Annotated in this window: 10 protein-coding genes; 7 read left to right on the top strand and 3 right to left on the bottom strand. The window is 60.4% G+C overall.

The features are described from left to right. Positions 1 to 25: 25 nt before the first annotated feature. From SIC14_RS03000 to SIC14_RS02990, 3 genes are read left to right on the top strand one after another with little or no spacing between them, the layout of a single operon-like run. Positions 26 to 520: a hypothetical protein gene (locus SIC14_RS03000; RefSeq protein WP_412564360.1), complete on the top strand. Its 495-nt coding sequence runs from the start codon at positions 26 to 28 to the stop codon at positions 518 to 520. Continuing rightward, positions 517 to 2,139 carry a hypothetical protein gene (locus SIC14_RS02995; RefSeq protein WP_412564359.1) on the top strand — a complete coding sequence of 541 codons (1,623 nt, stop codon included), beginning with the start codon at positions 517 to 519 and terminating at the stop codon, positions 2,137 to 2,139. The genes SIC14_RS03000 and SIC14_RS02995 overlap by 4 nt, the downstream gene beginning before the upstream one ends. A 10-nt stretch (positions 2,140 to 2,149) precedes the next feature. Continuing rightward, positions 2,150 to 5,761, top strand: coding sequence for a hypothetical protein (locus tag SIC14_RS02990; RefSeq protein ID WP_412564358.1), 3,612 nt, complete (start codon positions 2,150 to 2,152; stop codon positions 5,759 to 5,761). A 24-nt stretch (positions 5,762 to 5,785) separates the two neighbouring features. Here SIC14_RS02990 and SIC14_RS02985 read toward each other — a convergent pair whose 3' ends face one another. Then, positions 5,786 to 6,244, bottom strand: coding sequence for an Lrp/AsnC family transcriptional regulator (locus SIC14_RS02985; RefSeq protein ID WP_412564357.1), 459 nt, complete (start codon positions 6,242 to 6,244; stop codon positions 5,786 to 5,788). A 165-nt stretch (positions 6,245 to 6,409) separates the two neighbouring features. Here SIC14_RS02985 and SIC14_RS02980 point away from each other — a divergent pair, with 165 nt between their 5' ends. From SIC14_RS02980 to SIC14_RS02970, 3 genes are read left to right on the top strand one after another with little or no spacing between them, the layout of a single operon-like run. After that, positions 6,410 to 7,480 carry a pyridoxal-phosphate dependent enzyme gene (locus tag SIC14_RS02980; RefSeq protein ID WP_412564356.1) on the top strand — a complete coding sequence of 357 codons (1,071 nt, stop codon included), beginning with the start codon at positions 6,410 to 6,412 and terminating at the stop codon, positions 7,478 to 7,480. After that, on the top strand, positions 7,473 to 8,645 hold the full coding sequence (locus tag SIC14_RS02975) for a M24 family metallopeptidase (RefSeq protein WP_412564355.1): 1,173 nt from the start codon (positions 7,473 to 7,475) through the stop codon (positions 8,643 to 8,645). Before SIC14_RS02980 ends, SIC14_RS02975 begins: the two co-directional genes overlap by 8 nt. Continuing rightward, complete coding sequence (locus tag SIC14_RS02970; RefSeq protein ID WP_412564354.1) at positions 8,645 to 9,388, top strand: Asp/Glu racemase; 744 nt, start codon at positions 8,645 to 8,647, stop codon at positions 9,386 to 9,388. Before SIC14_RS02975 ends, SIC14_RS02970 begins: the two co-directional genes overlap by 1 nt. Here SIC14_RS02970 and SIC14_RS02965 read toward each other — a convergent pair. Together SIC14_RS02965 and SIC14_RS02960 are read right to left on the bottom strand one after the other, a co-directional pair. After that, on the bottom strand, positions 9,385 to 11,844 hold the full coding sequence (locus tag SIC14_RS02965; RefSeq protein WP_412564353.1) for an ATP-binding protein: 2,460 nt from the start codon (positions 11,842 to 11,844) through the stop codon (positions 9,385 to 9,387). The genes SIC14_RS02970 and SIC14_RS02965 overlap by 4 nt on opposite strands. A gap of 237 nt (positions 11,845 to 12,081) precedes the next feature. After that, entirely contained in the window at positions 12,082 to 12,642 is a 561-nt protein-coding gene (locus SIC14_RS02960; protein ID WP_412564352.1) for a DUF4202 domain-containing protein, read from the bottom strand. A 507-nt stretch (positions 12,643 to 13,149) separates the two neighbouring features. On the opposite strand from SIC14_RS02960, the gene SIC14_RS02955 reads away from it, so the two are divergent. Then, a complete protein-coding gene (locus tag SIC14_RS02955; RefSeq protein ID WP_412564351.1) occupies positions 13,150 to 14,832 on the top strand; it encodes a Na/Pi cotransporter family protein in 1,683 nt (560 codons plus the stop codon). Positions 14,833 to 14,835 lie beyond the last annotated feature (3 nt).

Genomic DNA, 14,835 nt, shown 5'->3' with positions numbered 1-14,835 from the left:
CGGCACCGCGCAGGACAATGACACGGTGACCACCGTGCCGATCATACAGGTGCCTGGCATAACGCTGCTGAAAGAGGCGCAGGACGCGGTCTATCAGACGGTGCAGGCCGTGCCCGGCGATCCGCTGGACTACCGCTTTACCGTGACCAACACCGGCAATGTGACCCTGACCCATGTCACCCTGACGGACCCGCTGCCGGGGGTTGTCCTGAGCGGCTCCCCGATTGCCTTGTTGGCACCGGGGGCGGTCGATGACAGTTCGATCACCGGCCGTCTGGCCCTGTCGCAGGCACATATTGATGCTGGAGAAGTTCTCAACACCGCAACGGTGACGGGGGACTATTCCGACCTCAACGATGATCCGCAGCAGGTCAGCGATGACAGCAGTGATGTTGCCATTGTCGCCGCGATTGAGGCGCTGCCTGAAAGCTTCCCTGCCTTTGACACTGACGGTGGTACCACCACCTCAATGCTGGCCAGCGACACGGTGGTCAGTGAGCCGGCGCTCTGGCCAATGTGACGATCCGTGTGATCGCGGAAGATCCTGGGGTCACACTGGACCCTGACACCGCGCTGATCACCTTGGCACCGGGCCATCCGGCGGGTGCATATGAAGTGACTTATGAGATCTGCTCGGTGGCCTATCCGGCAATCTGCGATCAGGCGACGGAAACCGTGGTGCAGAACCCGATTGAATCCATCGAGGCGGTGAAATCTCAGGTGCTTGTCGACAATGGCGATGGCATCGATGGGGTCGGCGACCGTGTGGACTATACCATCGCCGTGACCAACACCGGCAACGTGCCGCTGTCGGGCGTTACGGTGGCGGATGTGCTGACCACTCAGGCGGGCACACCGCTCAGCCTTGATAGCGGACCGGACTTTGTCTCGGCTGACATGGGATCGGGCGCTGGCGATCTGGCAATTGGTGAGGTCGCAACCTACGCCGCCAGCTACACGTTGACCATTCAGGCCGTTACCGAAGTAGGTTTGTCCAACACAGTTACGGCAGACGGCACCGCAGTCTATCCGCCGCTGTTCCCCGGCACGCCGCCAACGGTGTCCGATGTCTCTGATGATGACATCGACAGTGACGGCAACACGTCGGACGACCCGACCGAGCTGATCTTTGCGCCGGTGATCACCGATCAGGGCATGACGATCACCAAAACCACCCCAAGGGGTGTGGTCGAGCGGGGCAGCGTGGTGCCCTACACGATCACGGTTGAGAATGAGAACGTCTTTGTCTCGGGCACTGTGGACATTGTGGATGTGCTGCCGGAAGGGCTGCTGTACGTCGATGGCCCTGCCACCTTTGAAGGCGCGTCTCATCAGGTGCTTGTAGATGGGCGGGTGATCCGTTGGGATAACCTCCCACTTCCACCGCTCACCACCGTGACACTGACCCTGTCGGCCCGTGTGTTGAGCAGCGCCGACGTTGGCGCCCATATCAACCGCGCCACGGTACGCCATCCGACCGATGACACGCTATTGGCCGAAGAGGCAACCGCCACGGTGCGGATCCTGCCGGAACCGGTGTTTGATTGCGGCGACGTGATCGGCAAGGTGTTCGAAGATGAAAACCGCGACGGTTATCAGAACGAAGGCGAAGCAGGCCTGCCTGCAGTGCGTCTGGTTGGTGTCGATGGCACCATCATCACCACCGATGCGCACGGCCGTTTCCATGTGCCCTGCGCCATGTTGCCAGCCGATCGTGGTGGCAACTTCATCCTGAAGCTCGACACTCGTTCGCTGCCTGCAGGCTACCGGATCACAACGGAAAACCCACGGGTGATCCGTCTGACACGGGGCAAGATGAGTGAGATGAACTTTGGCGCGGCGATCACCCGTGTGGTGCGGGTGGACCTGGTGGACGCGGCCTTTGTCACCGGTGCGGACGGGCGTGTGCGGCTGTCAGAACCGTTGATTGACGGCATCGCAACACTGCTGCCGCAGATCCAGGGCGAAGCGGTGCATCTGCGCCTGGCTTACCATCTGGGCGAAGCGCCGACCCGTGCGGACAAACAACGTGCAAGGCGGCATATGCAGCTGGTGGCGCGTCATCTCAGGCAGGACTGGCCCGCGCTTTCGCAGGTCAAGCTGACCATTGAGCGGACCTTCGTTGAGACCCGGAAATAAGGACAGAACTATGTTGAAGATGACTGCCGGCCGTCCGGGCCGCCCGACCTCCTTGCGGCCAACGACCCTGCGTGCGGTGTTGCTGCTTGGCTCCGCTCTGACCGCGTTCTCGGCGTTTCCTGCTATGGCAGACGACCATTGTGATGAGGCGCTGGTGCCTCAGCCGGAGGGATGTGAAAGGTCCAATGCCGATATCGTGGTGGATATGCCGGTTGGTGAAAACGCCGAGCTGATCACAATCAAACCCGAAGGGGCGTTTGAGCAGATCGGCTTTTCGATCTCGATTGATGACAGCCATGTGGCCGGCAGCGCACCGCCGCGTGATCCACGACGCCCCGCGGATATGGTGGCGGAAAATGCCTCAGTTGATATCCGGTTTGACGGCCTTTATCCGGACCGCCGTCTGAATGTCACCATCGCAGATCTGCGGGCTGGCTACAAAGGTGGGACGGAGGTGACCTTCCGCGCGTCCACCAACTATGCCTATTTCATTGAACGGGCCGAGGTCCGCATCCTGGACCGCGCCAACCGCCGTCGGCTGGTTACGAAACTGCCGGTCAGTGCAAACGGGCAGGTGCGCTGGGCGGTGCCTGCCGAAGGTTCGGGCGACTATGCCTATGTGCTGCGGGTTTATGATTCCAATGGCCGGTTTGATGAAACCCAGCCCTTGGTCCTGACCCGGGTGAGCGGTGAGCATGACACCCATGAAACCACCGGCCCTGCAGTTGTGGCCGCGGGGGAGGGCGAAGACCGCACCGCGATCCGCTCCATTCATCTGTCGGGGGGCGAGGTGACGGCCTACGGTCAGGGTTTGCGGCCCGGCGCTGAGGTCGAGGTGATGGGCCAGCAGGTCACGGTTGACGCTGCGGGACGTTTTGTGGCCAGTCAGATCCTGCCGGAAGGCGAACATCAGATTGGCGTCACCCTGCGTGATGGCGCCCGGTCCGAGGATATCCGTCGCGATATCCTGATCCCCGATCATGAAAAACTCTATGTCGCCCTTGCCGACCTGACCATAGGCCGCCGTCTGCGCGACGATCTGGGGGCGGCAGATCCGGATTTTGAACGCGATTATGCTGAAGGTCGACTGGCCTATTACCTCAGTGCCAAATATGCCAACGGTTACCGTGTGACCTCTTCCACCGATACTGGTGAGGGAGAGTTGAAGGGGATCTTCCGTCGGTTGAACGAGAAAGACCCCCGTCAGGTTTTGCGCCGTCTGGATGCGGATGACATGTACCCGACCTATGGCGATGACAGCACCGCCTATGACGATACCCCGTCACAGGGACGCGTCTATCTGCGGGTCGAACGGGATGATGCCCGTTTTGTCTGGGGTGATTTTGATGCCGAGTTGTCGGGCAGCCATTTCCTCAACCAGTCGCGGGCGCTTTATGGGGCTGAGGCGCGGTATGCCTCCCCCTCGGTGAATGCGGAGGGGGAACCGGCACTGGCGGTCACCGCCTTTGCCGCCCAACCCGACAGCCTGCCGCAGCGCGATGTGCTGCGTGGCACTGGTGGGTCGGTCTATTTCCTGACGCGGCAGGACATTCTTGGCGGCTCCCTGCGGTTGAGTGTCGAAGTCATCGATCCCGACACCGGCCGTGTTGTCCGACGGGAAACCCTGACCGAAGGGCAGGATTTCGAGATTGACCACATACAGGGCGTGGTGATCCTCAACGATCCTCTGGCCTCCACCACCAGCGATGGCGGGCTGATTGGCGGGCGGGACCATGACGTCTCGCTGGTGGCACAATATGAATACACGCCCCTGACCGGCGATCTGGACGGGGCCTCAATGGGGCTGCGCGCCGAGGCGCAATTGAGCGAAGATCTGCGGCTGGGTCTTTCGGCCATGTCCGAGGCCACAGGCGACGCAGATCAACAGGCGCTGGGCGTCGATCTGACCTACCGTTTGGGCGAAAACAGTCACCTACGGGCGGAACTGGTCGAAAGCGAAGGGCAGGGCTTTGGCCGTTCAACCACAACGGACGGTGGCCTGACCATTGACACACAGACCGCCGGCAGTGGCGCCCGTGCCCGCGCCTACCGCGTTGAGGCGGAGGTGGATTTCACCGATTTCGGCGCCGAACGTGACGGTTATCTTTCCGTCTATGCCGAGGGCAAGGACGCGGGCTTTGCTACCTTGAATGAAGAGGTCACCGAGGACCAGAAACTGGTCGGTATGCGCCTTGAAGGCGACCTTTCGGAAAGGCTGTCCTTTGGTGTTGATCTGGAACAGTTCGAAAAATCTGGCGGTGATGGTCATGTCGAAGGCGAAGTGCGTCTGGCCTATCAGTTAAACGAGGATTGGTCGGTTGCGGCCGGGTTGGCGCATGAAGACCGCACCACAGCCAGCGATGCCAGCAAAACCGGCACCCGCACACAGGCGGCGCTGCGTCTGAGCTACCAGCCGGAAGAGGACCATCTGCTCTACGGTTTTGTCGAGGGCGATCTGGAGCGCTCCGGCGGATTGGCTCCGGCCAATCGGGCGGGGCTTGGCTTTGACACTCAGCTGACCGAGAAACTGGCGGCTGAGGGCGAGGTGTCCGGCGGTGACGGCGGTTTGGGAGCCGAGCTGAAACTGCGCTATGCCCAGACTGCGGATAATGAGATCACCCTTGGCTACACGCTGGATCCGCTGCGCTCTGGTCCGGGTTCAGTTCTGAACGGGCGCGACGGCGGCACCGTGACCCTCGGTGGCAGTTTCCGGGAGTCCGATACGGTGACCGTCACGATGGACAACAGCTGGGACCTGTTCGGCAACCGTCGATCGCTCACCCGTGGCTATGGTGTCACCTACACACCGGACGCGAAGTGGAGCTTCTCGGGTGGGGTGGAAAGTGGCGTTGTGCGCGATTCTGTCAACGGTGACTTCAGCCGTGACGCCTATTCGCTGGGCCTGTCGTTTGAGGATGCAGAGGCACAGGCAGCACGCCTGCGAGTGGAATACCGCACCGAAGACGGGGACGGCACCGCTCAGGATGCCGATACCTGGGCGCTCAGCGGGGGCTATGAATACAAGGTCAGCGACGATTGGCGTTTCCTCGCCAACCTCGATTCACTTGTGTCCCGCAATGCCGGTGACAGTTTCCGCGACGGCGAATATGCCGAAGCCAGCCTGGGCTATGCCTATCGGCCGGTGGAACACGAACGGCTGAACGCGCTGTTCCGCTACAGCTACCTGCATGATCTGCCCGGGGCGGATCAGGTCACCGTCACCGGAGCCACCGAAGGGCCGCAGCAAAAAAGCCATATCCTGTCGTTCGACGTGGACTACGACCTGAGCCCGAAATTGAGCATTGGCGGCAAATACGGCTACCGCCGCTCTGAGTTGCGCGATCGCACAACCAGCGTGGTCAGCCAGTCGACCGCCCATCTTGGGATCGTGCGGCTGGACTGGCATGTGGTCCACAAGTGGGACGCCCTGCTGGAAGGGCGGGTGATGCAAACGGTCGAAGCGGAGGCCACCGAAACCGGTGCCCTTGCAGCGCTTTATCGCCATGTGGGCAACAACGCCAAGATCGGGCTGGGTTATGAATGGGGTGAGGTCTCGGACGATATGGCCAATATCACCTATCAGGGGCGCGGTGTGTTCCTGAACATGATTGCCAAGTTCTGAGGCTGATCGAAGTTACGGGCTGGTCTAATCCTCTAGCGGAATAGCCAGTCCAGACTTGACCCGTTTCATCACCACATTGGTCCGGAAACGGGCGATGTTGGCCTCATCGAAAAAATGCCTGCGGGTAAAGGCTTCGTAGTCAGCCATATCCTTGGCTGTCAGGGTCAGCACAAAATCCGCCTCGCCGGTGACGTAGTAACATTGCATTACCTCAGGGGCGGCCAGCATGCGGCTTTGAAAGGCGTCGATTTCTGACGGGCTTTCAGAGCGCAGCGTGACCTCAACCACCAGTGTCAGACCGCGGCCGAGTTTTTCGGGGCTCAGCACGGCCACTTCGGCCTCGATTACGCCAGACTGGCGCAGCTTGCCCAGTCTTTTGCGGCAGGCATCGGGGGACAATCCCACGTGCTCTGAAAGCTGCTCGGCGGTCTGGCGGTTGTTGGTTTGCAAGGCGTTCAGCAGTGCACGGTCAAATGCGTCCATATCCGGTCCTATGGGTTGAGGGTTGTTGGTGACCCTAGCGGATCCGGTTTTCGGATCAAGAGGCCAGATAGGCGCGGAAAATCCGCCCAATTGCATCACAGAAATCCGAGAACGCGGAGGCCGAAGCCGCTAATCTGATTGGCAAGAGAAGGAGCGCCCATGCTTATGACCCGGCAAACCCACGTCAAAAACCCCTATCGCGGCACTGATCAATCCGACCGTTTCGGCGTGTTGAGGCCCTCTACCGAGGCTGAGGCGGTGACCCAACTGCTTGATCTCTGCCCGGCACATCAGCCAACGGCAATGACCTCGGTTCCCGCGCTTGCCGAGCAGGCTGGCGTGGCCGCGCTTTGGGTGAAGGATGAACGCACCCGCATGGGGTTGGGCAGTTTCAAGGCGCTGGGCGCAGCCTATTGCATCGCGCGCGATGCCGCCGCGGTGCGCGCCGCCCAGTCAGATGTGTCATGGGAAGAAACGTTAAAGGGCCGTGCCTATGTCACGGCAAGTGCGGGCAATCACGGTCTGTCACTGGCAGCAGGCGCCCGTCTGTTTGGGGCCAAGGCAGTGATCTATCTGGCTGAAACCGTGCCTGAACCCTTTGCCGAACGGCTGCGCGGGATCGGTGCCGAGGTGGTGCGGGCCGGTCACGATTATGAGGCCAGCATGGCCGCCGCCGCCTCTGCCGCGGAGACTAGCGATCTGGAATTGCTCTCGGACAGCTCTTGGCCGGGCTATACCGACCGCCCCTATCACGTCATGGAAGGCTACACCCAAATGGCCTATGAGGCTGTCGCCCAGCTGGAGGAAGCGCCTAGCCATATCCTGTTGCAGGCCGGCGTTGGGGGGCTGGCAGCGGCCGTCGCCGCCTATGCGCGCCGGGCCTGGGGCGATGTCCCGCAGATCATTGTGGTGGAGCCGGAACACGCCCGCGCCCTGATCGGCTCAATCGAGGCGGGGACGTTTACAGAAACGCCGGGGCCGGTTTCTGAAATGGGCCGGTTGGACTGCAAAGCGCCGTCTATGGTGGCGCTGGCGGGATTGGCGCATGACGCGGATGTTTTTGTAACAATCACCGAAGAACAGGCCGCTGATGGAGCAGCTGTGCTGGCGCAACACGGGCTGGAAACCACCGCCTCTGGCGGTGCCGGTCTGGCCGCGCTGCTGGCGGGTGTGGAAGGGGTGGGACGCGAAGCGCGTGTCCTTTGCATTCTCAGCGAGGGGCCAGAGGATGGCTGAGCCTGCAGAGCGTTCGCTCATCTTTCCGCGGGCGGAATACCAGCGCCGCACGCACGCGCTTCAGGCAAAGATGGCGGTGGCAGGGCAGGATCTGTTGCTGCTGACGACCCCTGCGGATGTGTTTTACACCACCGGTTTTCTGACCCGCTTCTGGGAAAGCCCGGCACGTCCTTGGTATAATCTGATCCCTGCCAAAGGGGACCCTATTGCCGTCATTCCTGCAATCGGGGCGGATCTGATGGGGCGCACCTGGATTGACCAGATCCACACCTGGCCCGCGCCGGATCCACATGACGATGGGGTTGGGTTGCTGGCATCGGTGATTGCCGATCAGGTGCCAGAGGGGGGCAGGATCGCGGTACCGATGGGCCTGGAAACCCAGCTGCGCGCCCCATTGGCGGACTTTGAGACCCTCAAATCCCACCTCTCAGGACGTCGCTTTGTCGATGGCACGGACACGCTGCACCGCGTGCGCGAGGTCAAGTCCGAGGCAGAGGTTGCCGCAGTTCGCGAAAGCTGCGCCATCGCTGGCCGGGCCTTTGATCGGGTGGCTACATTTGCCCACACAGGTGTCTCTGTGGCAGAGGTTTTTCGCAGTTTTCAGATGGCGTTGCTGCAAGAGGGCGCGGATTGGGTGAGCTATGTGGCGGGTGGCGCCGGGCAGGGTGGCTATGGCGACGTGATTTCCCCCGCCGCAGAGAAGCCGCTGGAAAGGGGCGACGTGCTGATGTTGGACACCGGCGCTGTGCGCAATGGCTACTTCTGCGATTTTGACCGCAACTATAGCATTGGCCCCGTCGCCGCTGACACCGCTCGGGTGCAGGAGGCCCTTTGGCTGGCAACGGAACGGGCGCTGCAGGACATGCGCCCCGGCATGCGGGCCTGTGATGTCCACCATATGCTAACAGAAACCTTGCAAAGCCACGTCGCGACGCCATTGGGGGGCCGGCTGGGACATGGGCTAGGGGTCACCCTGACCGAATGGCCCAGCTTCACCGCGCTTGACCAGACGGTGCTGGTGGAGGGTATGGTGCTGACCCTGGAGCCGGGTGTGGAAATTGCACCGGGCCGGACACTGGTTCATGAAGAAAACATCGTTTTGCGCGCGGACGGGCCAGAGCTTCTTACCCCACGGGCGCCGCAGGACCTGCCGGAGTTGATGTAATGGACACCTTTCCCTATGACCTCAGCCCCGCCCTTGGGCATCGCGCCAATCTGGGTCTTGTGGTGCTACAGACGGATGAGACCATCGAATATGAGGCGGCGCTGTTGGATCAGCCTGGGCTGGCCCGTTACGTCACCCGTGTACCCAGCGGGGCGGAGGTGACGCAGGAGACGCTCAAGGCAATGGCTGAAGACCTGCCCCGCGCCGCCAGCTTGTTGCCGCCTTCTGTTTCGTTTGATGTGATCGGTTATGGCTGTACCTCGGGCAGTATGGCCATTGGCCCTGACAGGGTGGCCGCGCTGGTCTCGGGATCGGCCGATTGTAAGGCCGTTACCAATCCCTTGACTGCCGCCCTCGCGGCTTGTGCGGCCTTGGGTATAAGGCGGTTGGGGGTGCTGACGCCCTATATCGAAACGGTGTCCCGCCCTCTGTGTGACGCGTTCCAGTCTGCCGGAATTGCGGTGACAGGCCACCTGTCCTTCGGCGAAGAAGAAGAAGCCAAAGTGGCGCGGATCGACCCGGCTTCGATTGCGGCAGGGGCCCGGAACGTGGGCCAGTCAGCGGATTGCGATGCCGTTTTCCTGAGTTGCACCAATCTGCGGTGTTTCGGGATTATCGACGATCTAGAGGCGGAACTGGACAAGCCCGTGCTCAGCTCGAACCAAGTGCTGTTCTGGCATATGGCGCGTCTGGCGGGCCTCGGCGATCTGACGGGGCCCGGCCGTTTGTTTCAACAGGCCTAGGCCTGTCCCACGGGCTGGCGGGCCTGTTCGATTGTGGCCTCAATGGCGCGGATTAGGTCCGCACGGGCCACCGGTTTGCTAAGACGGATGTCTTCGGGGTTGAGGCCTGTTGCTTCATCCAAAGGCACATCGGTGTAGCCGGTCATGACAATCACAGGGAAACCACGACGGATCTTGCGCACAGCGCGGGCCAGCGCAGTGCCCTGCAAGCTGCCGGGCATCACAATATCGGTCATCAGCAGGTCAAAGTTCTGATCCTGCTCAAACACCCGCAACGCGCTGTCGCCGTCTTTGGCGGTGACCACCGTGTGGCCCAGACGGACCAAGGTGCGTTCCAGAACCTTGCGCACCTCTTCTTCGTCTTCTGCCAGCAAAATCCGCAACATGCCCTGTGGCGCGGCCGACCCGTCACGTGAAAACTGCGGTGTTACACGGGGTGCAGGGGCATCTAAAGCGGGGAAGAACAGCCGCACTTTGGTGCCTTTGCCCAGTTCCGAGTCAATTTGGATCGCCCCACCTGACTGCGCCACAAACCCCTGGACCATCGACAGGCCCAGACCCGATCCCGCGCCGGGGCCTTTGGTGGTGTAGAAAGGCTCAAAAACAGTGTCCAGCTTATCCGCCGGGATGCCCTCACCCGTGTCGGTTAGCGCCAGTTCCACATAGCTGCCCGAGGTCAGGTCCAGACACTCTGCGCCAATGTCCTGCGCCGACAGGCTGCGCAGCCGGGTGGAAATGCACAGTTCGCCCCCATTGGGCATTGCGTCACGCGCGTTTACCATCAGATTCAACAGCGCTGAGGCGGTTGAACTGCGGTCGACCCGCACTTTGGGCAGATCACTGCCAAGCGCATTGCGCAGCGTAATGGTGGCCGGAAGGGTGCGCCCGCTCCAGCCTTCCAGCTCGCGGATCACCTCGTTCAGGTCCACTTCTTCCGGGTTGAGGCTGGCGCGACGGGCAAAGCTCAGCATTTTCTTGGTCAGATCATTGCCACGCTCGGCCGCCTTGATGGCGCCTTCGACAAATTCCAGCCGTTCGTCATCGGCGACGTTTTCGGCTTTCAGGTCATCGTGCAGCATTTCCATGTTACCGCGCACCACGGCCAGCATGTTGTTGAAATCATGCGCCATACCGCCGGTGAGCTGACCGATGCTTTCCTGCTTCTGGGCCTGACGGGCAATTTCGGCTTGGCGTTCATAATCGTCTTCGCGCTGACGCTGTTCGGTGTTGTCCACCACAAAGCAATCCCAGCGGGTGACGCCGTTCACCTCGGCATGGGGGTGGCCCCAGCCTTCCAGCCATTTGACCTGACCGTCACGGGTGGTGGATTTCCAGCTAAAGTTCCACGGCGTATGGGTGCTGCGGGAGCGTTCGATCTCGGCGTTGAAATCGGCAATTTGCGATTCATCAAAGGCGCGCCAGATGATGCCGGGGTGGTGATAGATGTCGACCGGTTCCGCGTTCCAGATGTCGCGGCAGGCGTCGGTGATGAAATCGATCTTATCCCGTTCGCCTTCGGCCACAAGGTAGGTGAAAAACACACCCGGCGAGTTGCGGACAAAGGCCTTCAGACGGGAATCCGCCACCTCCATGTCTTGAATGATATTCTGACGCGCGATGGCTAGTCGGTTGGCGACAATCAGCGGCACCAGAATGATGGCTGCGAGCAATGACAGCAACAGTCGCTGCAACAGCAGGCTGTCGTGGGCAGAGGCCCAGCCTGCCTTGGGACGGGCGTGGATCTGCCAGGTGCCGCCGGGCAGGGTCACCTCGGCTTGAACCGGCATGTCCTGCAGCAAAGCCGGATCGCCAAAGAACACGGTCTCGGCGGTGCCGCCGTTGCTCAGCGCCACTTCGATGACAAGCCGGTCATCGATAAATCCGGTGCGGGACAGGAAGGGTTCCAGATCAAAGACGCTGGACAGGATGCCGCGAAATTCAAAATCACCGCTTTGGCTGGAATAGACCGGCACCCGCATGATGAATCCTTTGCCGCCCTGCACCAAGTTGATCGGGCCAACAAAGGCAATCTGGCCGGTGTCACGCGCCTTCATAACATCCTGCAGCTGGGCCGGTGTTTTGCGGTAGTCGAGGCCGATGGCGGCGCGGTTGGGTTCAACCGGATGCACCAGTGTAATGACCAGTTCGGGCGCCCAGGCCACATTGATCACGTCGGGCCGACCTTCGGTGACATCGTTCACCAGTCCCGAAAATTCGATCTGTGTCGGGTCACCGTCGCGGCTCAGCACCGAGGCAACACCGCGGGTGATGATCTCCCCGGCTTCGATTTGGCTGGACAGGCGCGCGCGCAGCACATCGGTCTGGGCAGCAACTTCCGCACGGAGGTCTTTCTGGTCAACCGAACGGGTTTGGAAATCCATACCGAAGGCGAGCACAGCAACTGCAAATCCCGCGACAATCGAGGGGAAATACCTAGCGACAAGAGTTTTCTTCATTTCCTCAACTTTCGGGGTCGTAAAGCCAACGGAAAATTTACAACAAAGCCCAAAAACAGATCAAACCTTCTGACCTTAGGCGCACCACATACCGTACTTTCCACACCCTAATAACGCTAACGGTGTTTCCCTCATAAGTTTAGAGCTAATTTTGTAGTAGACACAAATTGTCACAATTTAGGCCGCAGAACTGGATCCGTTTGGGGCTGTGCGGCCTTGTTGTGTACAATTTTCAACTCATACCTTGAAAGCTGCCGCCAGATTGTCAGGCATTGGGAACTCTCCCAAAGCGCGAGTGCGCGCGGCCTCGGACATTTTACGTGCCGTTTTCACAACGATTTTTTCCAGATCCTCAGCGCTGCGGGTTTCGGCAAAGGGGCCCAGGTACCAGCGGATGAAGGTAAAGCAGATCACATCTTCCAACGCCTGCACCTCGGCGTCTTTTTTGATGCCTTCTTTGCGCAGAAGAACCCCAGCACGCGCCTGTGCCTCTTCCCCGTAGCCGGCGTCTGCCATAATGCCCGCGACCCGTTCACTGTGGCGTCGCCCTTGTTCTTTGCGCCAGGCATAGTAGCCGGCCTTGCCCATTGGGTAGTCCTTGCGCGGCAGCAGCCAGCGCTCGATATGTTGGCCACGGGCGGCGATTTGCAAAACTTCCGAGGCATCGGGAAACAGCGCGTCCAATTCCGCGGTCATCCGTTCGCCATAAAGCAATGCAGCGGGCTTGCCGTCTTCAACGGTTGGATCCGCAGAATTTGCGGCATCAATGGCGGTGAGGGCTTGGGCAAGGTTTGGCATCTGGCGCTCCGTTGATGGCTTTGCCCGAGAGAGCCTTACCGGCCTGGAAAAGGCAAGCGCTACACTGGTGATGAACAGATTTAACCGCCCCCTCCTGCAAGGTGGGGGCCGATTCCGCTACAGCTATGGGATGCGATCTCAAAAAAAGTGCAGTTTTTTGCAAAAATGGCACTTTTAGCCGCGTATTTCTGTAAATCGGTGTGATTTAGTGGACATTTCCTGTCTCAACGACGATGTTAGCTGATCGACACGGTCACCTGCAGGCGCTGACGCAGCGTGCTGGCGCAACCTTTGAGGGGCGTGACCGTTGCCTAGGGCCGGCGAAATTTCGTGCAAAAAATGCACAAATCGGCGCCGCCCTGCTCAGGCCGTTTTTACGCGGGGATTGCTGATGTTTCTGTTGATCCGTATCCGCAACTCAATATGCAACCGTGTGCACAAATCGTCTGACAAGGCGAACCGCGCGAGGCACCGGATGAAGAAAACAAACCGCGCGAGGAGGACTAGATGACCATCATTTCCTTTGTGGTGCAGCTCATGGGCGCAACCATGCTGCTGCTTTATGCGGTGCGTATGGTGCGGACCGGGATCGAACGAGCCTTTGGGGCTTCTTTCCGGCGTGTGGTGACCACAACCACCAACCCGATCAGCGCCGCCTCAACTGGGTTGGTGCTGGCCGTTATCCTGCAAAGCTCGGCTGCGGTGGCCTTGTTGGTGTCGGGATTTGCCGGGACCGGCGCGTTGGGGTTTGCTGGTGGTCTGTCGGTGGTGTTGGGGGCGGATCTGGGATCGGCCCTGCTGATCCAGGTGCTGTCCTTTGATCTGGAATGGCTGGTGCCCCTGTTGCTGGCTGTTGGTGGCGGGTTCTTTATCAAATCCGACCAACGCAAGTTAAAGCAGGCCGGTCGCATCATTCTGGGGATCGCCTTCATCCTGATATCGCTGCGGTTCCTGCGTGAAACCATGGATCCAATCCGCGACAGCGCGTTCCTGCCGTCAATCGCGGCCTTCCTGGCCAATGACTTTGTCACTGCCTTTGTGATTGGCGCGTTGCTGGCGTGGTTCATGCATTCCTCGGTTGCGGTGATCCTGATGTGTGTAACGCTTGTGGACATCGGGGCAATTCCGGTGATGGCGGGTGTGTCGCTGGTGCTGGGGGCGAACCTTGGGTCCGCACTGATCCCGATCTGGTTGACCCGTGGGCTGACCCCGGTTGCCCGGCGGGTGCCGGTGGCGAACTTCCTGTTGCGGGGATCCGGTGCCTTACTGTTGCTGATCGTGGTGAACCGCCTGCCGGTGATGCCCTATCTGACCTCTGCCAATGCAGCGCAGACGCTGATCAACATCCATGTGGCCTTTAACTGTTTGCTGCTGTTGGCCTTGCCGTTCTGTCGTTTTCTGGAGGCCCCTTTGGCACGCCTGTTGCCAGCCGCCAGTGATGATGCCGATGATGTGCCGCATGAGTTTGTCTCGGTCCTCGATGACGCTGCGCTTGAAACGCCTGCCTTGGCGCTGGCGAACCTCAAACGGGAGGTGATGCGGATGGAACAGGTGGTCGAGTCTATGGCCGCCCCGGTGATGGAGCTGATGCTGAAATATGACCGGCAGCGAGCGGGCAATCTGATCGCACGGGACCGGTTTGTGAATGACGCGCTGGATGACATTCGCCGCTATGTGGCTGATATGCCCAGCGAGAAGATGAGCAAGGGCGAAAACAAAGCGGCACGTGAGTTGACCGAATATGCCATCGCGCTTGAGGCCGGCGGCGATCTGGTGGCCAAAGTGCTGCTGCCGCTGGCCAAACGGCGCGATCAGGAAGGTGCCCTGTTCTCGCGTGCAGGGAAACAGGAACTGACAGCAGTGCATGAGCGGATGATGGCCAACATGGGGTTGGCGTCGAATGTGCTGATTTCGGACGACCTGGAATCTGCCCGCCTGCTGCTGGAAGAAAAGAACGAGATGACCCGGCTGGAGCGGTCGAGTCGCAAGAAACACCTGAAGCGGCTGTCAGAAGGCAGTCAGAAAAGCTTTGATTCCAGTGACATCCATCTGGAAGTTTTGCGGGTGATGCGTGAGGTGAACAGCCATGTCTCTTCGGTCTGCTACCCGATCCTCTATCGCGGTGGGCAACTGTTGGAGACTCGTCTTATTGAAACGCTGGAAGAAGATCGCAGCGACGTAAACGCATAAGGG

It is taken from the genome of Thalassobius sp. MITS945101, assembly GCF_047123305.1.
In the GTDB taxonomy this organism is placed as follows: Bacteria; Pseudomonadota; Alphaproteobacteria; order Rhodobacterales; family Rhodobacteraceae; genus Thalassobius.
This window is presented reverse-complemented; position numbering and strand designations above follow the sequence as displayed.

Excerpts from the sequence above, each read along its gene's own strand:
- SIC14_RS02960 (WP_412564352.1), bottom strand. The coding sequence starts at position 12,642 with ATGCCAAACCTTGCCCAAGCCCTCACCGCCATTGATGCCGCAAATTCT.
- SIC14_RS02985 (WP_412564357.1), bottom strand. The coding sequence starts at position 6,244 with ATGGACGCATTTGACCGTGCACTGCTGAACGCCTTGCAAACCAACAAC.
- SIC14_RS02990 (WP_412564358.1), top strand. The coding sequence starts at position 2,150 with ATGTTGAAGATGACTGCCGGCCGTCCGGGCCGCCCGACCTCCTTGCGG.
- SIC14_RS02965 (WP_412564353.1), bottom strand. The coding sequence starts at position 11,844 with ATGAAGAAAACTCTTGTCGCTAGGTATTTCCCCTCGATTGTCGCGGGA.
- SIC14_RS02975 (WP_412564355.1), top strand. The coding sequence starts at position 7,473 with ATGGCTGAGCCTGCAGAGCGTTCGCTCATCTTTCCGCGGGCGGAATAC.
- SIC14_RS02980 (WP_412564356.1), top strand. The coding sequence starts at position 6,410 with ATGACCCGGCAAACCCACGTCAAAAACCCCTATCGCGGCACTGATCAA.
- SIC14_RS02955 (WP_412564351.1), top strand. The coding sequence starts at position 13,150 with ATGACCATCATTTCCTTTGTGGTGCAGCTCATGGGCGCAACCATGCTG.
- SIC14_RS02970 (WP_412564354.1), top strand. The coding sequence starts at position 8,645 with ATGGACACCTTTCCCTATGACCTCAGCCCCGCCCTTGGGCATCGCGCC.